Here is a 19,314-nt window from a genome sequence, read left to right as displayed (position 1 = left end):
ACCACGCGTTCCCATCCCGAACACGACCGTTAAGCCCTCCAGCGCCGATGGTACTTGGACCGCAGGGTCCTGGGAGAGTAGGACGTCGCCAAGCACGAGAAGCCTGCCGCAATCATTGCGGCAGGTTTTTTGTTATCCTGTAAACTGATACATAATCATATAGCGAAAATGCTGTGCACAACTTATCTACAGTCGTGGATGAGGTGCATAGTATTTTTTTGTGGAAAGAATAAGTCCGTATTCGCAAGGTTGTTCACATGTGAGTAAGTTTAATTAGCCTTATATGAACATAATGTAAACACGAGTTATGCACATTCGTTCACTTTTTATGCACAGCCTGTTTATAAATAGGTCCGATCTACGCTGGTCGGGTATAAATAGTGCTTTTTCGCATCATGCTAGGTAGTAGCCTTGTGTATAAATGCTTGTGGATGAATAGTCAGAAAATTAAGATTCCATCTCTTGACCTTTCTTAAATTTTGCGTATAATAAAGTTAAAGTCAAAGAAAGTCAAAGTCAGTTGGAGCTGCATATGAATAAGCGTAAGCTTGTGCTCTATGCAGTACCAGGGAGGTTGGTGATATGCGAAACATTTCCGATCTCATTGAACAGTATTTAAAGAATATGCTGCAGGAAAGCACGGAAGGCTCGGTGGAAATACAGCGCAATGAGCTGGCTGAGAAGTTCTCGTGCGTCCCTTCCCAGATTAATTACGTTATAAGTACACGTTTTACGCTGGAGAAGGGTTACATGGTTGAATCGAAGCGTGGAGGCGGAGGCTATGTCCGGATTCAACGGGTAGAGCTGCCAGCCTTGCAGACGATTCAATTTCATATTCGGCAGACGATTGGAGATTGCGTGGAGCAGAGCGTGGCGGAAGGGCTGATTTATCAGCTTGAAGAAGCGCTGTTGGTGACGAAGCGCGAAGCACAGCTGCTGCGGGCAGCAATTGATCGGGAAACGATTGCCGTCAAGCTCCCGCTGCGAGATGAGGTAAGGGCCCGTTTGCTAAGAGCGATGCTTATATCGCTTCTGGTTAAATAACTTTACCGTGCGTAAGTGCATGGAAAGGGGTGATTTGTCTTGATTTGTCAGGAATGCGGCAAGAAGCCGGCAACGCTTCATTTTACGAAGATTGTCGGTGGAGAGAAGACAGAGTTTCACATTTGTGAAGCTTGTGCGCGTGAACGGGGTGAAGGCATTCCGGGAACGGCGAATGGCTTCTCCATCCACAGCTTGCTGTCGGGTCTGCTTGATTTTGATCCATCTGGAACATCGGGTTCAGCAGGGACGAAGCCTTGCCCGGTCATACGCTGTGACGAATGCGGATTCACTTATGCACAGTTCAGCAAGATCGGACGCTTTGGCTGCAGCGCCTGCTACAAACATTTTTCAGATAAGTTAGATCCGCTGCTCAAAAGGGTACATGGTAGTACGGTGCATACGGGGAAAATTCCGAAACGCTCCGGAGGGCAATTGCAAAATAAACGAGAACTTGATCAGCTCAGACGCGAGCTGTATGATCGTATTGAGCAAGAAGAATTTGAAAGTGCGGCTCAAATCAGGGATCGTATTCGTGAGCTTGAGCGTAAAATAGCAGAGCTGTAAGTCGTGAAGTAAGGAGGATACCTCTTGAAGAGTCGTCGTTTTTCAGAGCAAGCGTTAAGCGATTGGATGAAAGGGGATGGTCCCGAGTCAGATATCGTCATCAGCAGCCGAATACGCATTGCCAGAAATTTAAACCATCATCCGTTTCCGTTGCTGGCTACGAAGGAGCAGTCGCTTGAGGTTATGGAGCAGCTGGCTGCTATCGGGGCATCTGGAAAGCTTGAGCCTATCGGCCATTTTGATACGATCGTGTTATCCGATCTTACGGAGCTGGAGAAGCGTGTATTGGTTGAAAAGCATTTGATCAGCCCTAATCTGGCTAATGAATCTCGAGGCGGAGCCTTCATCCTCAGCGATAATGAATCGGTGAGCATTATGATTAATGAAGAAGACCATCTGCGAATTCAATGTCTGTATCCGGGTTTTCAAATTCAGGAAGCTTGGACGCTGGCGAATCGGATCGATGATATTTTTGAGGCAGAGACCGAATATGCTTTTGATGAGAAACGCGGTTATTTAACGACATGCCCGACCAACGTTGGAACAGGCATTCGCGTATCCATTATGGTGCATTTGCCGGCACTTGTGCTATCATCGCAAATCAATCGGATTTTGCAGGCGGTCACGCAGGTAGGGCTCGCGGTTCGCGGATTGTATGGGGAAGGCAGCGAAGCGCTAGGCAATGTGTTTCAAATCTCGAACCAAATTACACTCGGTCAATCTGAACCGGAGATTATTGAGAACTTGTACAGCGTAGCTAAACAAATTATTGAGCATGAGAAAGCAGCTCGAATAAGGCTCCTAGCTGAGTCTAAGCTGCGCATTGAAGATAGAGTAAAGCGGTCTTATGGGATTTTATCCTATGCGGCTATTATGGATACGAAGGAAGCAGCACAGCGGCTTTCAGATGTAAGGTTGGGCGTTGATTTGGGATTGCTGGATAATATAACGCCTCAAGTCATGAATGAATTAATGATTATGACGCAGCCTGGCTTCTTGCAGCAAGTATTTAAGGAAACGATGAATGCGGAGCAGCGGGATTATCGCCGGGCAGAACTTATTCGCAAGCAGTTGCGAAGTCAAATGGAACATGGGGGTGCGTAACGATGATGTTCGGAAGATTTACGGAACGGGCACAGAAGGTGCTTGCATTGGCGCAGGAAGAAGCAGTTCGTCTTGGACATAACAATATTGGTACAGAGCATATTTTACTTGGATTGATTCGTGAAGGGGAAGGCATCGCCGCGAAAGCGCTGATTGGACTTGGCCTGGGCCTAGAGAAAATCCAGGATGAGGTTGAGGCTTTGATCGGAAGAGGCCAGGAGCAGCCGACGAATATTGCCTATACGCCACGTGCGAAAAAGGTCATTGAGCTCTCTATGGATGAAGCGAGAAAGCTGGGCCATACGTATGTGGGTACGGAGCATATTTTGCTCGGACTCATTCGTGAAGGCGAAGGGGTTGCAGCCCGCGTGCTGAACAATCTCGGCATCAGCTTGAATAAAGCGCGTCAGCAAGTGCTGCAATTGCTTGGCAGTAGCGAAGCCATCTCCAGCAACCATGGCGCTCCATCAAATGTGAGCACGCCAACGCTGGACGGACTTGCCCGCGATTTGACCTCCTTCGCTAAAGAAGGCAATCTCGATCCGGTTATTGGCCGCAGTAAAGAAATCGAGCGCGTTATTCAGGTGCTTAGCCGCCGGACGAAAAACAATCCGGTTCTCATCGGGGAACCCGGCGTTGGTAAAACGGCGATAGCCGAAGGACTGGCGCAAAAAATTATTGCAAACGAAATTCCAGAAACGCTGCGCGACAAACGCGTAATGACGCTCGATATGGGCTCTGTCGTAGCTGGTACGAAATACCGCGGTGAGTTTGAGGACCGCTTGAAAAAAATTATGGATGAAATCCGCCAGGCCGGCAATATCATCCTCTTCATCGATGAGCTGCATACGCTGATCGGTGCAGGTGGGGCTGAGGGAGCGATTGATGCTTCGAATATTTTGAAGCCGGCGCTAGCACGGGGAGAGCTGCAATGTATCGGTGCGACTACGCTGGATGAATACCGCAAATACATCGAGAAGGATGCTGCGCTGGAGCGCCGTTTCCAACCGATTACGGTAGATCAGCCTTCGCCGGAAGAAGCGGTACAAATTTTGTACGGCCTGCGCGATCGTTATGAAGCCCATCACCGGGTGAAAATTACGGATGAAGCGATTGTTCAAGCTGTTAAGCTGTCCGACCGCTACATTACGGATCGTTTCCTGCCGGATAAAGCGATTGACCTAATTGATGAAGCGGGCTCGAAAGTTCGCCTCAACTCATATACGATTCCGCCGAACCTCAAGCAGCTGGAAAACCGTCTGGAGGATATCCGCAAGGAGAAAGACTCCGCTGTTCAAAGCCAGGAGTTTGAGAAAGCGGCTGCGCTTCGCGATACCGAGCAGAAGATGCGTGAAGAGCTCGATATCACGAAAAATCAATGGAAAGAAAAACAAGGACGTACCGATTCCGAAGTGACACCTGAGGATATTGCACAGGTAGTAGCGAGCTGGACCGGCATTCCGGTAAGCAAGCTGGCAGAGGAAGAAACCGAGCGTCTGCTGAAAATGGAATCCATTCTTCACGGCCGTGTCATCGGCCAGGAAGAAGCAGTCAAAGCGGTATCGCGCGCTATGCGCCGTGCTCGTGCTGGCCTGAAGGATCCGAAGCGTCCGATGGGTTCATTCATTTTCCTCGGTCCAACTGGTGTAGGTAAAACCGAGCTTGCACGTGCGCTTGCAGAAGCGATGTTCGGCGATGAAAATGCGATTATCCGCATCGATATGTCGGAATATATGGAGAAGCATTCGACTTCCCGTCTCGTTGGGGCGCCTCCGGGATATGTTGGTTATGAGGAAGGCGGTCAATTGACCGAGAAAGTACGCCGTAAGCCATATTCGGTTGTATTGCTCGATGAGATTGAGAAAGCTCATCCAGAAGTATTCAACATTTTGCTGCAAGTGCTGGAAGATGGCCGTCTGACTGACTCTAAAGGTCGTGTAGTCGATTTCCGCAATACGCTGATCATTATGACGTCGAACGTGGGCGCGGATCAAATTAAACGGAATTCTTCGCTGGGCTTCACAGCTGTTCATGACGCTGGCCGTGACTTCATTCAAATGAAGGATAAAGTAATGGCTGAGCTCAAAAAGAGCTTCCGTCCGGAGTTTCTGAACCGGATCGACGAAACGATCGTGTTCCACTCGCTGGAGCAGGAGCATATCGCCGAAATCGTCACTTTGATGTCCGACGATTTGCGCAAACGTCTGCGTGAGCAAGATGTAGACTTCTTGCTGACCGATACGGCGAAGGCGTTCCTCGCGAAAGAAGGCTTCGATCCGCAGTATGGTGCTCGTCCATTGCGCCGTGCGATTCAGAAGCATATCGAAGACCGTTTGTCCGAGGAATTGCTCGTTGGCAACATTCAAAAAGGCGACCGCTTCACGATTGATGAGAAGGATGGCGCGTTGACGGTAACCAAATCGGAGCCTCTTGATTTGGAGAAAGCGTCCGAAGAGCCGGCAGCTAAATCATAATCAAAAAGTGAGGATGCTGCACAGCTGATTACAGCTTATCCGCGCATCCGGCGAGCTAGCTTTATGCAGCTAGGCACAAAAATAGAAAGCTTCCAGAACCCGTGAACTTGACGGATTCTGGAAGCTTTTTTTATGCCTTAAACAGACAATCTTCATTCATTTTTATTTGACAATGAGAATCATTATCGTGTATCTTATAAGAGTAGACATTACTTTGAACATACACTCTTTCATATACAATGGCGAAGACTGGAACAGATGACGGAAGGCGGTAATAAGGATGGGTTTGCATGCTGCCAGAATAACGGCTGAAGAGGCGTCATATTTATCAAATGATTATATTAAGCAGTTCGTTAGAGCTGCACACATGGATTTTGACAAGGTAAAGCAAATGCTGAGTGAAGAGCCCGAGCTGCTGCACGCTTCCTGTGACTGGGGCGATGGCGATTGGGAAAATGCGCTAGGCGCAGCCGCTCATGTCGGGCGCAGGGATATTGCGCTGTATTTGCTGGAGCGTGGAGCAAGGCTGGATCTTTTTGCTGCTGCGATGTTAGGCAAGCTGGAAGTGGTTCATGCGATTTTAAGAGACGACCCCGCGGCGAAAGATGCCATTGGCCCGCATGGAATTCCACTCATCGTTCACGCCAAGATGGGTGGCGAGGAATCGCGCTTGGTTTATGCTTATTTGGAAAGCCTTCAGGCTTGATAGGAGGAGTAACATCATGATCGTGGTCACGAACACCATTAAAGTGAAAAAAGGGCACGGGGAAGCCGTAGCCGAGCGGTTCCAGCATACGAAGGGAATTGAGCTTTCTCCCGGCTTTATCCGGATGGAAGTGCTGCTTATGGAAAACTTGGTGGACTATGATGAGCTGAGAGTCGGCACAACATGGGAAAATAAAGCGTCGTTTGAAGGCTGGGTCAACAGCGACTCCTTCCGTCAGGCACATGCGCATCGTCAAACGAAAGCAGGAGAAGGCTGCAAAAGTCAGCAAAATGAAGTCATTATGCTGGGCTCCCAGCTTTCAACGCACCGGGTTATTGTGGCGCGGCAAGCGGCTATCCAAGCTTAAACGATAGCGTGTATAGGTTGTCTTTTTCAGAAAGTTCCCTTCTTCCTCTTGTGGATGACAGGGAACTTTCTTGCTGTATAAGGAAGTAGGGGTTTATACAATCCACATTAAATGGTAAACTTTTAATGATAGTGTTTTTAGTAAAAGGAGCCGGACATGGCAAAAATAAAAACGAAATTCGTATGCAATGAATGTGGAACAGAGTCGCCTAAGTGGATGGGCAAATGCCCAGGGTGCCAGTCATGGAATTCCATGATTGAAGAGAAGGAAACCGTTGTCAAGACGCAGGGAGTCGGTTTGCGTGTTGCGCAAACGAAAGAAAAGCCACAGTCGATCATACATATAGAGAGCGGGAAGGAACCGCGCATTGAAACGAGCTTGAAGGAGCTGAACCGCGTACTTGGCGGGGGCGTTGTGCCGGGCTCCCTTTTGCTGGTAGGGGGCGACCCCGGTATCGGAAAATCCACGCTGCTGCTGCAAACCTCGCATGCACTGGCAACGAAGGGATTGAAGGTTCTCTATATTTCAGGTGAGGAATCGGTGCGGCAGACAAGATTAAGAGCGGATCGGCTTGGTGCGCTGACGGAGTCCTTGTATGTGCTTTGCGAAACGAACATGGATCATATTAACGAGGCGATTGAATCGGTGGACCCCGATTTTCTCGTTATTGACTCCATCCAGACGGTTTATGATCCGGGTGTGCAATCAGCGCCGGGCAGCGTATCTCAGGTTCGGGAATGCACCGCGCATTTCATGCGAGTCGCCAAAATCAAAGGGATTGCAACGGTGCTGGTCGGGCATGTGACGAAGGAAGGCGCCATCGCCGGACCGCGGATGCTGGAGCATATGGTCGATTGCGTATTGTATTTTGAAGGTGAGCGCCATCATACCTACAGGCTGCTGCGCGCGGTTAAAAACCGGTTTGGGTCGACGAATGAGATCGGAATTTTTGAAATGGGCGAGGAAGGCTTGCGTGAGGTGCTGAATCCTTCTGAGCTGTTTTTATCAGAGCGCCCGCTTGGCGTAGCAGGTTCTATTGTTGTAGCAAGCATGGAGGGAACCCGTCCTGTATTGGTGGAATTGCAGGCGCTGGTGGCGACGACTAATTTCCCTTCGCCGCGCCGTATGACGGCCGGGCTTGACCATCATCGCATGGCGCTGATCATTGCAGTGCTTGAGAAGCGCAACGGCATGTTTCTCCAGACGCAGGATGCTTATTTAAATGTCGCAGGCGGCATTAAGCTCGATGAGCCAGCCGTTGATTTAGCAGCAGCGGTATGTCTCGCTTCGAGCTTTCGGGATGCGCCAACGAGACCTTACGATGTTGTGTTCGGGGAAGTTGGATTGACGGGCGAGGTACGTGCTGTCTCGCGGGCTGAGCAGCGGGTAAAGGAAGCCGAGAAGCTGGGCTTCAAACGTGTTATTATGCCGGAGAAAAGCCTGAAGGGCTGGAAGCCTCCGGCATCCATTGAGATTATTGGTGTAAACACCGTAGCGGAAGCGCTCTCGGCAGCACTAGGATAGGGGGAAGATGATGAAGGAACAGAGCCAGCTAGAAACGATGAACCAGCTTTTGCAGCTAGTCGCGCCCGGTACCCCGTTCCGTGACGGCTTAGAGAACGTGCTGCGGGCGAAGACTGGAGCATTAATCGTTGTCGGATACAGTCCTGAGGTAATGGAAGTTGTAGATGGAGGTTTTTCCATCAATTGCGATTTCTCGCCCAACTATTTGTATGAGCTTGCAAAGATGGATGGCGCAATTATTTTGAGCGAGGATATGCGGCGGATTTTGTATGCCAACACGCAGCTTATTCCGAACAGCTCCATTCCGTCGATTGAGACGGGAATCCGCCACCGTACCGCGGAGCGGGTCGGCAAGCAGACGGGCAAGCTCGTCGTATCCATATCGCAGCGCCGCAATATTATTACGCTGTATCAAGGCAATTTGCGGTATGCGCTCAAGGAAATGGGCAACATTTTGACAAAAGCGAATCAGGCGATTCAGACGCTGGAAAAATATAAGGCGGTGCTGGGCCAATCGTTCAAAAATTTGTCTGTGCTTGAGTTCGAAGAGCTGGTCACCTTGCAAGAGGTTGCCCATGTCGTGCAGCGGGTAGAGATGGTGCTGCGTGTCAAAATGGAAATCAAGCGTTATGTGACCGAGCTGGGAACGGAAGGACGCCTCATTGCGATGCAGCTGGAAGAGCTGGTCGACGGTGTAGATGAGGATGCTTGGTATTTGCTTAAGGATTATGCGAAAGATAATTCAGATGAGAAAATCCGGGAAATCCGGCTCGCGATGAAAAAACTGAGCTCGGATGAGCTGCTGGACGCTTCGCCGATTATCCGGCTTCTTGGCTACCCGCATACCGGTTCCATGGCAGAAGAAGCTATTTCCCCGCGCGGCTTCCGCTTGTTGAACAAAATCCCGCGTTTGCCGCTCATTATTATGAATAATTTGATTGAGCGCTTCGCCAGACTGCCGCATATTATGATGGCGACCATCGGCGAATTGGATGATGTTGACGGAATTGGGGAAGTTCGGGCGAGGGCGATCAAGGAAGGTTTGAAACGGATTCAGGATCAAATGTTCATTGACAGGCAAATCTAAATCCCATACAATTGATGGAATGTGAACGGCCCGATCATCATACATTAGTATTTGGTCTTAGGGCATAGTAGAGAAGAGGTGGAACAGATGATTATAAAGTCAATACCGAGCCTTTTCACGGTGGGGAATTTGTTTCTTGGCGTAATCGCCATTATTATGGTGTTTAATGAGAAACCTGAAATTGCAGCGATGATGGTTATTATCGCAATGCTGCTTGATGGCGTAGATGGCAGAGTGGCACGTGCGCTTAATGCACAGAGCGAATTCGGCAAGGAGCTCGATTCGTTATCCGATGTCATTTCCTTCGGAGTCGCTCCAGCGTTCATTATGTATGTCGTCGCTTTTCAGGATTTAAATACAGCAGTGGCTTGGATTATTACCGCGTTATTTCCGATTTGCGGAGCTTTGCGCCTGGCGAGATTTAATGTCGTAACGAAGACGCCGAGCGGTTATTTCATCGGGCTGCCGATTCCAGCAGCTGGTGGTGTTTTGGCAACGCTAGCTCTTTTCAAAAATGATATTTCGGTTATTGTGCTGTTAATCAGCACGCTCGTTCTTTCCATTCTTATGGTGAGCACGGTTCGTTACCCGAACTTCAAGAAAATTGGCATTCCGAAGAGTGCGATTTGGGTCGTGCCGATTATCGTCGTATTCTCGCTCGTAATCGGTATTTGGTTCAATCAATATTTGTCGAAGCTGATTTTCATCCCGCTTTTGCTATATGCGCTGTGGGGCTTAAAAAAAAACGTTGATCGGCGCATTAAGCCGCGCAGACGTAAAAACAAGCATGTAGAGCTGAGTGAAGAGCAGGTGCAGTCGGAGACGATTGCCTAGTATGCAGCTAGCTCAGAAGCATTTTTCATAAGTAAACAGGAAACATCAAAAAAGCTGTAAACCATGTAAACGTGGTTTGCAGCTTTTTTTTTTTGAAATGGCTTTGCCGCCAGAGGGTGGCTACAGCCGTTTACGCTTGAAATATAGGAAAGTATATGATTTCCCCGTACTTTCTCTATATTTCTCGGACTGAAATGCGCCGCGCCGCCAAAGGATGGCGACAGCCATTTCACCTTGTGCATCTTGCATCATTATGTTGAGGTAGCAATGGCTTTGCAGGCATTCGCTTTACGTTAAATTAAATAGGCCGAGCGTTGAGCATTTGTCATACTCATCGGCGATGACTTCGTCCAGCTGGATATCCAGCAGATTGCACATCGCGGTCATGTAGAACAGATTGCGTCCGAGGTCGGCCTTAAGCACATCGCGGCAGTTCTCGCACAGCTCGCCAGAAAGGTGGCTTTGCAGCGTTTCTTTCGCGTTGGTAAGATTCGGCTCATCGGAATAATGCTGCTTGCGGGCAGCAAGCTCAATGCAGCCGCAGTCGGTCACGGCTTTCGTTACCGCACGATTGACGGACGTTCCAGCCTGCCCAAACTTTGACATCACATCTAGCAGGCTCCGATGCCTTAGCAGTAACTCGGATACTTGCTGTTGAAATTGATCCAATGTTGGTGCGCTCATCGGTTACACCTCTTTCATCAACTTTAGCAACTTCTGATCTTGTTTCCATTATAAGCTTACTTGGTCCGCATTTCAAAATGAAAAATCATTCACCTTTGACGGTTAGAGTGTTCCCAATTGGAACATAATTGTAATGGAGGTGGATGAATATGGTAAGACGTATCATTCAATTAATTGGAATAATGTTAGGTGCAATGGCAGGACGCGAGCTTCACAGCATGACCAGTTTATCGGGATTATGGGCTGAGCCATCTATTGGGATGCTTGAGCATTCCGGCACTTATTACATGAATGTCGGAATCGGCGCATTGTGCGGGGTCATTCTCGCGACCTTGGCAGCAAATCCGCTCATTCGTTTAATGCAGCGTGGAGCGGAGCAGACTTCGGCTATGCCGGTCAAGGATTTGCTTGCTAGTGCAGCAGGATTGTTCGTAGGGCTGCTGCTGTCGGTGCTGTTGTACCCGGCGGTGTCGGACATTGGAGGCGTAGGTGTTATGCTGCCGGCCATTATGGCGCTGTTCTTCGGCTATCTGGGCGTGCGCATTGCTTGGAACAAGCGGGATGAGCTGACGGAAAAGCTGATTGAGCTGTGGAACCAGCGCAAAGCGGCCCCTGCTATCGATGAGACTAGCGGGTTCGAGGAGCATAAGATTTTGGATACGAGCGTTATTATTGATGGGCGGATCGCCGACATTTGCAAAACCGGCTTTATTGAGGGAACGCTGGTTATTCCTGAATTTGTGCTGGAGGAGCTGCAGCATATTGCCGATTCTTCGGACTTACTCAAGCGCAACCGCGGCCGCCGGGGGCTGGATATTTTGAACAAAATCCAGAAAGAGCTTGATGTGCGCGTGCTTATCTATGAAGGAGATTTCGAGGAAATCAGCGAGGTGGACAGCAAGCTGGTGAAGCTGGCCAAGGCGCTGCATGGCAAAGTGGTAACGAATGATTTTAACCTGAATAAGGTGTGCGAGCTGCAAGGCGTATCTGTACTCAACATTAACGATTTGGCGAATGCGGTGAAGCCAGTTGTGCTGCCGGGTGAAGAAATTATTGTGCAGGTCATTAAGGACGGCAAGGAGCATGGACAGGGTGTCGCTTATCTCGACGATGGCACGATGATCGTAGTAGAAGGCGGACGCGAATATATCGGCACAACGATGGAAGTGCTTGTAACGAGCGTGCTGCAAACATCTGCGGGACGGATGATTTTCGCCAAGCCGAAGCTGTTGGAAAAAGCACAGTAAAAAAGGTATGATAGAGGGGATACAATACCGGCACACAGATTTGAGGGGAATACGACATGGGGGCAAAATGGGGAGTTGTCGTCGTCGCGGCCGGACGCGGTTCGCGAATGGGGACAAAAGAAAGCAAGCAGTACCTGGAAATGCAGGGCAAGCCGATTGTTGTACATACGCTTGAGCTGTTTGCTTCGCTTGATAACCTTGCTGAAATTATCGTCGTTGTCGGCGCTGATGATGTGGGGCGCGTGGAAGAGCTGGTCAACCGCTTTGGCATTGCCAAGGTGAAGGCAGTTGTTGCAGGCGGCAGCGAAAGGCAGCATTCGGTGTATAGCGGCATTCAGGCGCTTTCACCTGCTATAGAGTGGGTCATGGTGCATGATGGCGTGCGGCCGCTTGTGACGGCAGCTGCGGTCGGCGCCTGCTGCTCTGTGGCGGAGCGTGAAGGCGCGGCTGTGCTGGCAGTACCAGTGAAGGATACGATTAAACAGGTGGGCGATAACGGCTTGATCGTATCGACGCCTGACCGCCGAAGCTTGTGGGCGATTCAAACGCCGCAGGCTTTTCGTCGTGAACTGCTTGTGCGTGCGCATGAGCAGGCCCATGCAGAGGGTTTTCTGGGGACGGACGACGCGATGGTTGTCGAGCGAATGGGCGCACCGGTTGCCGTTGCGGAAGGCGATTATACAAATATAAAAATTACGACGCCTGAGGACTTGCCATGGGCGGAGTTTTTGCTCGCAAAGCGGGAGAGAGGGGAACGCTGACTATGATTCGTGTAGGACAAGGCTTTGACGTTCATCAATTGGTAGAAGGAAGGCCGTGCATTATCGGCGGTGTAACCATTCCATATGAAAAAGGGCTGCTAGGGCATTCCGATGCCGACGTGCTGCTGCATGCGATTACCGATGCGATTTTGGGCGCATTGGCGCTGGGCGATATCGGGAAGCATTTTCCCGATACGGACCCTGAGTTCAAGGATGCGGACAGCTTGAAGCTGCTTGTACATATTTGGGGACTCGTCAAGGAGCGCGGCTATAAGCTGGGAAACATTGACTCGACCATTATTGCACAGCGTCCCAAGATGCTGCCCTTTATTCCGCAAATGGCGGAAATTATCGCAGGCGCCTTGGAGGCAGATGTGTCCCAGGTGAATGTGAAGGCAACGACGACGGAGCAGCTCGGCTTCACTGGACGTGGCGAAGGAATTGCGGCACAATCCGTTGTTTGCCTGATTAAAGATGTGATATAATCGCAATAATTTTTGAGCGCTGGGATGGGAAAAAGACTTCTTCACGCTATTGGTTTATCTAGGGTGTGTATGCAAACCAGAATCCGGATACTCATGCATAGGTAGCTTTGCCGCCAGAGGCTGGCGACAGCCGTTACGCTTGAAATATAGGAAAGTATATGATTTTGCCATACTTTCTCTCTATTTCTCGGAATGAAACGCGCCACGCCGCCAAATGACAGCGAAAGCCGTTTCACCTTGAGGACTGAGGTTGCGCTATTCTGGCTTTTGAGAGGATTTGAGGTCTTAAGCGGACAGGAAATCCGTTATGCCCTTGATTTTCCTGTCAAAATAACGATCGGGAGCACATTAGCGTCTTCTGAGTCCGCGTCCTGCCATAACCCGTGTTTCGGCTGTAATAGCGGCTGCTGTGTCCGCCTAATGCCTATGGCATGAAGCTGACTTTCGATACGCAGGCTCCTGTTCATGTTTGATGCTATAATCAATCAAGATTATTATGTGGCTTGCTTACGTTGGCATACATGTCCTAAAGTATTTTGCTAAAGATATAGCAAAAGCATTTTGTTCAAGGCAAGGCGAAGGTTATATTTAGGAAACGCAGCAGGTTTTTTTAAGGAAAGCTTAGTAATAGCTGATTTACTGCAAGGATGTAAGAAGTAGGGTGAAAAAGTCGTAGTGGAGAGAAAAGGGGTTGCTGGAGAAGCGATAGCGTTCGTTTAAAGCTTTCCGTAGGAAAGCAGCATCGTAAGCTTATGCTTTTACCCTTAAGTTTCAACGGCCTAGCCGGTTAATTCAAGGAAACTCAGGGGTAATGGCGATCGGAAGCAAGCTCTTTTCGCGCAGCGCAGACTCTTTTTCACCTTACTTATCTTACGAGTTTGGCAGTACTAAAAGCGCAAGGCTGCAAGCGACTAGGGAGGGGCGATTTACCAATGACACAAGAAATTCGCGTACGATACGCACCGTCGCCGACGGGGCATCTGCATATTGGCAATGCAAGAACGGCCTTATTTAATTATTTGTATGCCCGCAATTTGAGCGGAAAGTTTATTATCCGCATCGAGGATACGGATGTGAAGCGCAATATTGCCGGCGGAGAAGAAAGCCAGCTCACTTATTTGAGATGGCTCGGCATTGACTGGGATGAAAGCATCGACGTTGGCGGCGACTACGGTCCTTACCGTCAGACGGAGCGTCTTGATATTTACGAAAAATATTGGCAGGATTTGCTGGATCGCGGTCTGGCTTACCGCTGCTACTGCACCGAAGAGGAACTGGAGCGTGAGCGCGAGGAGCAGACAGCCCGGGGCGAAACGCCACGTTATTCCGGACTGCATCGCAATCTGACAGATGAGCAGCGCACGGCATTTGAGGCAGAAGGCCGCGTGCCAAGCATTCGTTTCCGCGTGCCGGAAGGCCGCACCTACAAATTTGACGATGTCGTAAAAGGTGAAATCAGCTTTGATACGGCGGAAACAGGCGATTTTGTCATTGTGAAAAAAGATGGCATCCCGACGTACAATTTTGCCGTTGCGCTGGATGACCACCTGATGAAAATTAGCCACGTGCTGCGGGGCGAAGACCATATTTCCAACACGCCGCGCCAATTGATGATTTATGAAGCATTTGGCTGGGAGCCGCCTCGCTTTGGTCATATGACGCTGATCGTTAACGAAACTCGCAAAAAGCTCAGCAAGCGCGATGAGTCGATTATCCAATTCATTGAGCAATACGATTCGCTAGGCTATTTGCCAGAGGCGATGTTCAACTTTATTACGCTGCTCGGCTGGTCGCCGGAAGGCGAGCAGGAGATTTTCACCCGTGAGCAATTGATTGAAGTATTCAATGCTGAGCGCCTCAGCAAAAGCCCGGCCGTATTCGATACGCAGAAGCTGAGCTGGATGAACAATGAATATTTGAAAAAAACAGATCTGGCGCGCGTCGTCGAGATGTGCCTGCCGCATTTGGTTAAAGCTGGCCGCGTATCTGAGCCATTGGATGAAGCTGGCCGCGCATGGGTGAGCAGTCTCGTGGCGTTGTACCAGGACAAGCTGCGTTATGCAGCGGAAATCGTACCGCATACCGAGATTTTCTTCCAAGAGGCTGCCCAAGATGAAGAAGAAGCGACAACTGTGCTTGCAGAAGAGCAGGTGCCTGTCGTGCTTGCGGCTTTCCTCGCACAAGTAGAAGCAACACCAGCCGAGGCATTTGATGAAGGTAGCGTGAAGGCTTCCATTAAAACAGTGCAAAAGGATACCGGCTTCAAAGGCAAACAGCTGTTTATGCCTATCCGTGCCGCGTTGACCGGACAGACGCATGGACCGGACTTGAACCAATCCATCGTGCTGCTTGGCCAAGCGAAAGTCATCGCGAGACTGAACGAGCGGTTGGGCCGCTAGGCTTGCTGCACGGGGAGAGGGCCGTGGCGCGAGTATTCGCGCTGGGCGTGCTCTTTTTCACCGTACGATTACGCCCGGACACAATGCCTCTTGTCACATAAGGGTGGATTGGGTATACTAGGGCTACTATTAGGAAGTTTACAATTAACAAGCTATGAACAGGAAAAGTACGTTTTGCTGGATTTGCAGAGAGGACAACCGTCATTGCATCCAGGCCGGGTTACCCGCGGCTATTGGACAATGTAGCTGCAAGTTGTCTAATTCGGCGGGCGGAAAATTGCACCTGGGAGCTTTGTTCCGAGCCAGAGGCCCGAACAGCTGTCATGGAACGAGAGAAGTTTCGTTCGCATGCTGCGTCGGCGGCGCTTGTGGGGTAGGCGGCAACGTAAGCCTGCGTTAAAGGCTTTGAGATGGATAGCAGCTGAGCTATCTGGCAGCCATAGGTTGAAGTGGGCGAAGGCAGACATGCCGAAGCTTGCTGCGAGCGGCGCAGATATGTTGTCAGGCTATTCAAGCAGAGTGGGACCGCGATTGAACACACGCCTCTGCAGCATGCAAATGCTGTGGGGGCTTTTTTATATGGATATGCGGCGGCCAGCTAGGCAGGACTAAGGAGCTGCGAGGAAATTAGCGGTACTTCATTTCGTCGCAGTCTCTAAGAGGGGCAGCGGCCTGCTGGCTTGAGAGGAGATAAGCTGATGTTTCGCCATATTCGTTCAGATATTGAAGCGGTATTTGAAAATGATCCGGCCGCCAGAAGTCGCTTTGAGGTCGTCTTCACTTATTCCGGCCTGCATGCGATTTGGGCGCATCGGGCGGCGCATTATTTTTTTCGTCACAAATGGTTTACGGTTGCGCGTATCATATCCCAATTCAGTCGTTTTATGACGGGCATTGAAATTCATCCAGGGGCCACGATCGGCGAGCGGCTGTTTATTGACCACGGTATGGGCATTGTCATCGGCGAAACATGCGAAATTGGCAATGATGTCGTCATTTATCAAGGGGTTACGCTTGGCGGTACGGGCAAGGAGAAGGGCAAGCGCCATCCGACCATCGGCAACAATGTCGTTATTGGCTCGGGCTCGAAGGTGCTGGGATCGTTCAAAATTGGCGATAATTCAAATGTAGGCTCGAATGCGGTTGTGCTGCGCGAGGTGCCGCCTAATTGTACCGTTGTAGGCAACCCCGGCAGAGTGGTGAAACGAAATGGCGAACGGGTGAAGGACAGACTGGAGCACAACCAGCTGCCTGACCCGGTTATCGAAATGCTGCGTGATATGCAAAAAGAAATTGATCGTTTGAAAACAGAGTTGAAAGAGCTCAGGGAGCCTGTAACTGGAGGGGATTTACGAAAATGACGCTACATCTGTATAATACATTGACCCGCACGAAGGAAGCTTTTGAATCGCAGGAGCCAGGGAAAGTTAAAATGTACGTATGCGGGCCGACGGTATACGATTATATTCACGTTGGAAATGCAAGGCCGTTTATTTTCTTCGATGTCGTTCGGCGGTATTTGGAGAGCACAGGCTATGAGGTGAATTATGTCGTCAACTTTACGGACGTGGATGATAAGATGATCCGCAAAGCGGAGGAGCTGGGATCTACGGTTCCAGAAGTGGCGGAGACATTTATCGCGGCATTCAATGCGGATCTCGAAGCGCTTGCCGTGCATAAGGCAACACTGAACCCACGCGTAACGGAGCATATTACGGAAATCGTCGATTTTATTCAAGGCCTGCTGGACAAGGACATTGCTTATGAGAGCGAAGGCGATATTTATTTCCGCACCGCGAGGTTCGAGGAATACGGCAAGCTGTCTCATCAAAATCTGGAGGAGCTGCAATTCGGCATCCGGATTGAAGTAGGCGATCGCAAGGAGAGTCCTAAGGATTTTGTGCTGTGGAAAGGCGCAAAGCCGGGCGAGATTTTCTGGGAAACGCCGTGGGGACCGGGCCGTCCAGGCTGGCATATCGAATGCTCGGCAATGGCGCGCAAGCATCTCGGGGACACGCTCGATATTCATGGCGGCGGACAGGACCTGCAGTTCCCGCATCATGAGTGCGAGGTCGCACAGTCGGAAGCATTGACGGGCAAACCGCTGGCGAATTATTGGATGCATAACGGCTATATTAACATTGATAATGTGAAAATTTCCAAATCGCTAGGCAATGGTATTGCGGTGCATGAGCTGGTGAAGCAGGTGAAGCCGCAAGCGATTCGTTATTTTATTTTGTCTGGACATTATCGCAGTCCGCTTAACTTCAACGAAGAAGCGCTAAAGCAAGCGGCAAACAGCGTGGAGCGCATCGCGAACAGCGTGTCCAATTTGCGCCATCGTCTGCAAGTGCTGGAGAGCGAGGGGCAGACGGGAGCTGCGGCGTTCGAGCTTGATGCTCGCTTGGCGGAAATTATGAGCGTGTTTGAGGCGAAAATGGAAGATGATTTCAATACGCCGGATGCGATTACCGCTGTCTTTGATCTGGTTGGCGAGGCGAATCAATATTTGAACCGCACAGATGTGGGCATCGAGGGCGTGCAGGCTTTCCTGGATGTGCTGGAGCAAATGGACGAGGTGCTTGGCCTAATCCCGCCACAATCTGCCGAAGCGGATCTGCTTGATGAGGAAATCGAACAGCTGATTGTCGAAAGAACGGAAGCGCGCCAGTCGAAAAATTGGGCTAGAGCGGACGAAATTCGCGATTTGCTGACAGAGAAAGGCATCGCTCTTGAGGATACGCCGCAAGGCATCCGTTGGCGCCGCCTATGAGTGAACCGCATAACAGCGAGGCGCTAGCGAACGATTTATTGTTTTACTCGCCTTCGAAAAAAACAAATCTGCTGAATCCCGTCGTGCTCGCCTATGTGGGCGACAGTGTGTTCGAGCTGCTGGTCCGCCAATACTTGGTGTCGCTCCCGAATCATAAGCCGCATCACCTGCACCGCGAAGCGACGGGCATCGTCTCGGCCAAGGCGCAGCGGCGGATTTTGCTGGAGCACTGGCAGCCGCTGCTGACGGAGGAAGAGGCAGATGTGGTGCGGCGCGGACGCAATACGAAGTCAGGTGCGCCGCCTAAAAATGCTGACCCCGCCGATTATCGTCAAGCAACCGCGCTTGAATGTCTCGTTGGGTATTTATATTATGAAGGCCGCATTCAGCGCTTGCATGAGTTATTCGCCTGTGCGATTGCAGCAAGAGAAGACGGAGAGGAACGGCTGGCACAGCCAGCCGCCCCTTCCACCGCAGCCAAGAAAACAAAGGAGGGCGAATAATGACTGAGACTACCCCGCAAGATGAAATTATTGCTGGCAAGCATCCCGTACTGGAGGCGCTTCGTTCCGGGCGTGAAATCAATAAAATTTGGATCGCCGAAGGCGCCCAGAAGAGCATGACACAGCCGATTACGGCAGAGGCGAAAAAAAGCGGAATTATCGTGCAATTTGTCGATAAAAGGAAGCTTGATGGCATGGCCGAGGGCGTTCAGCATCAAGGCGTTATTGCGCAGGCGGCTGCATTTCGCTACGCCGAGATTGAAGAAATATTAGAAGCAGCGCGCAGCCGCAATGAGACGCCTTTTATTTTGCTGCTGGATGAAATTGAGGACCCTCATAATTTGGGCTCAATTCTGCGGACCGCGGAATGCACCGGCGTTCATGGCGTTATTATTCCGAAGCGCCGCGCGGTTGGATTAACGGCTACCGTCTCCAAAACGTCGGCGGGAGCGGCGGAATATGTGCCGGTTGCCCGCGTGACAAACCTGGCGCAAACGATCGATCGGCTCAAGGAAGAAGGCATATGGATAGCAGGTACGGATGTCAGTGCCAAGCAGGAAATTTATTCGATGAAATTCGACATGCCGCTTGCTGTCGTCATCGGCAATGAAGGCAAAGGGATTGGCCGCCTCATCAAAGAAAAATGCGATTTTCTGGTGAAGCTTCCGATGCAGGGCCAGCTAAATTCGCTGAATGCCTCCGTTGCTGCGGGCGTGTTCATGTACGAAGTGGTTAGACAGCGCCGGAGCGTTTAAAGC

18 protein-coding genes and 1 rRNA gene are annotated in these 19,314 nt (G+C 50.4%); 18 read left to right on the top strand and 1 reads right to left on the bottom strand.

The window, feature by feature from the left end:
- The 10 genes from rrf to pssA all read left to right on the top strand — a co-directional run.
- A 5S ribosomal RNA gene (gene rrf, locus AC50Y5_RS31910) occupies positions 1-94 on the top strand; the annotation flags it as partial.
- 488 nt (positions 95-582) lie between these two features.
- Positions 583-1,044 carry a CtsR family transcriptional regulator gene (locus AC50Y5_RS31905; RefSeq protein ID WP_056035708.1) on the top strand — a complete coding sequence of 154 codons (462 nt, stop codon included), beginning with the start codon at positions 583-585 and terminating at the stop codon, positions 1,042-1,044.
- A gap of 39 nt (positions 1,045-1,083) precedes the next feature.
- Entirely contained in the window at positions 1,084-1,608 is a 525-nt protein-coding gene (gene mcsA, locus AC50Y5_RS31900) for a protein-arginine kinase activator protein McsA (protein WP_046234191.1), read from the top strand.
- A 24-nt stretch (positions 1,609-1,632) separates the two neighbouring features.
- Positions 1,633-2,712 carry a protein-arginine kinase McsB gene (mcsB, locus tag AC50Y5_RS31895; RefSeq protein ID WP_081418818.1) on the top strand — a complete coding sequence of 360 codons (1,080 nt, stop codon included), beginning with the start codon at positions 1,633-1,635 and terminating at the stop codon, positions 2,710-2,712.
- A gap of 2 nt (positions 2,713-2,714) precedes the next feature.
- Positions 2,715-5,186, top strand: coding sequence for an ATP-dependent protease ATP-binding subunit ClpC (gene clpC, locus AC50Y5_RS31890; RefSeq protein ID WP_056035710.1), 2,472 nt, complete (start codon positions 2,715-2,717; stop codon positions 5,184-5,186).
- A gap of 280 nt (positions 5,187-5,466) precedes the next feature.
- The gene (locus AC50Y5_RS31885) at positions 5,467-5,892 is read left to right on the top strand and encodes a hypothetical protein (RefSeq protein WP_056035714.1); all 426 of its coding nucleotides are present in this window, start codon (positions 5,467-5,469) and stop codon (positions 5,890-5,892) included.
- A 16-nt stretch (positions 5,893-5,908) separates the two neighbouring features.
- Complete coding sequence (locus AC50Y5_RS31880) at positions 5,909-6,259, top strand: antibiotic biosynthesis monooxygenase (protein WP_056035716.1); 351 nt, start codon at positions 5,909-5,911, stop codon at positions 6,257-6,259.
- Positions 6,260-6,415: 156 nt separating this feature from the next.
- A complete protein-coding gene (gene radA, locus AC50Y5_RS31875; RefSeq protein WP_046234195.1) occupies positions 6,416-7,783 on the top strand; it encodes a DNA repair protein RadA in 1,368 nt (455 codons plus the stop codon).
- 10 nt (positions 7,784-7,793) lie between these two features.
- Positions 7,794-8,870 carry a DNA integrity scanning diadenylate cyclase DisA gene (gene disA / locus AC50Y5_RS31870; protein WP_056035719.1) on the top strand — a complete coding sequence of 359 codons (1,077 nt, stop codon included), beginning with the start codon at positions 7,794-7,796 and terminating at the stop codon, positions 8,868-8,870.
- Between the two features lie 87 nt (positions 8,871-8,957).
- A complete protein-coding gene (pssA, locus tag AC50Y5_RS31865) occupies positions 8,958-9,704 on the top strand; it encodes a CDP-diacylglycerol--serine O-phosphatidyltransferase (protein WP_056035722.1) in 747 nt (248 codons plus the stop codon).
- A 288-nt stretch (positions 9,705-9,992) separates the two neighbouring features.
- Here the strand turns inward: pssA and AC50Y5_RS31860 are convergent, their stop codons facing one another.
- Positions 9,993-10,388 (bottom strand): hypothetical protein, encoded by a 396-nt coding sequence (locus AC50Y5_RS31860; RefSeq protein ID WP_056035726.1) that lies wholly within the window; start codon positions 10,386-10,388, stop codon positions 9,993-9,995.
- 149 nt (positions 10,389-10,537) lie between these two features.
- Between AC50Y5_RS31860 and AC50Y5_RS31855 the strand changes: the two genes are divergently transcribed.
- The 8 genes from AC50Y5_RS31855 (at position 10,538) to rlmB (ending at position 19,311) form a co-directional block, all read left to right on the top strand.
- Positions 10,538-11,635, top strand: a complete 1,098-nt coding sequence (locus AC50Y5_RS31855; protein ID WP_056035730.1) for a PIN/TRAM domain-containing protein — start codon at positions 10,538-10,540, stop codon at positions 11,633-11,635.
- Positions 11,636-11,691: 56 nt separating this feature from the next.
- Positions 11,692-12,396 (top strand): 2-C-methyl-D-erythritol 4-phosphate cytidylyltransferase, encoded by a 705-nt coding sequence (ispD, locus tag AC50Y5_RS31850; protein WP_056035734.1) that lies wholly within the window; start codon positions 11,692-11,694, stop codon positions 12,394-12,396.
- A gap of 2 nt (positions 12,397-12,398) precedes the next feature.
- Positions 12,399-12,881, top strand: a complete 483-nt coding sequence (gene ispF / locus AC50Y5_RS31845; RefSeq protein ID WP_056035738.1) for a 2-C-methyl-D-erythritol 2,4-cyclodiphosphate synthase — start codon at positions 12,399-12,401, stop codon at positions 12,879-12,881.
- 932 nt (positions 12,882-13,813) lie between these two features.
- Complete coding sequence (gene gltX / locus AC50Y5_RS31840; RefSeq protein ID WP_494865580.1) at positions 13,814-15,280, top strand: glutamate--tRNA ligase; 1,467 nt, start codon at positions 13,814-13,816, stop codon at positions 15,278-15,280.
- Positions 15,281-15,978: 698 nt separating this feature from the next.
- Positions 15,979-16,641, top strand: a complete 663-nt coding sequence (gene cysE / locus AC50Y5_RS31835) for a serine O-acetyltransferase (protein ID WP_056035746.1) — start codon at positions 15,979-15,981, stop codon at positions 16,639-16,641.
- A complete protein-coding gene (gene cysS / locus AC50Y5_RS31830) occupies positions 16,638-18,053 on the top strand; it encodes a cysteine--tRNA ligase (RefSeq protein ID WP_494865578.1) in 1,416 nt (471 codons plus the stop codon). Before cysE ends, cysS begins: the two co-directional genes overlap by 4 nt.
- The gene (locus tag AC50Y5_RS31825) at positions 18,050-18,556 is read left to right on the top strand and encodes a Mini-ribonuclease 3 (protein WP_494865576.1); all 507 of its coding nucleotides are present in this window, start codon (positions 18,050-18,052) and stop codon (positions 18,554-18,556) included. The genes cysS and AC50Y5_RS31825 overlap by 4 nt, the downstream gene beginning before the upstream one ends.
- The gene (gene rlmB / locus AC50Y5_RS31820; protein WP_056035755.1) at positions 18,556-19,311 is read left to right on the top strand and encodes a 23S rRNA (guanosine(2251)-2'-O)-methyltransferase RlmB; all 756 of its coding nucleotides are present in this window, start codon (positions 18,556-18,558) and stop codon (positions 19,309-19,311) included. Before AC50Y5_RS31825 ends, rlmB begins: the two co-directional genes overlap by 1 nt.
- The last annotated feature ends 3 nt before the right edge of the window (positions 19,312-19,314 follow it).

The organism is Paenibacillus sp. JT22N7 (genome assembly GCF_059383875.1).
The sequence above is the reverse complement of the archived record's forward strand: the minus strand, read 5'-3'. Positions and strand labels throughout refer to the sequence as shown.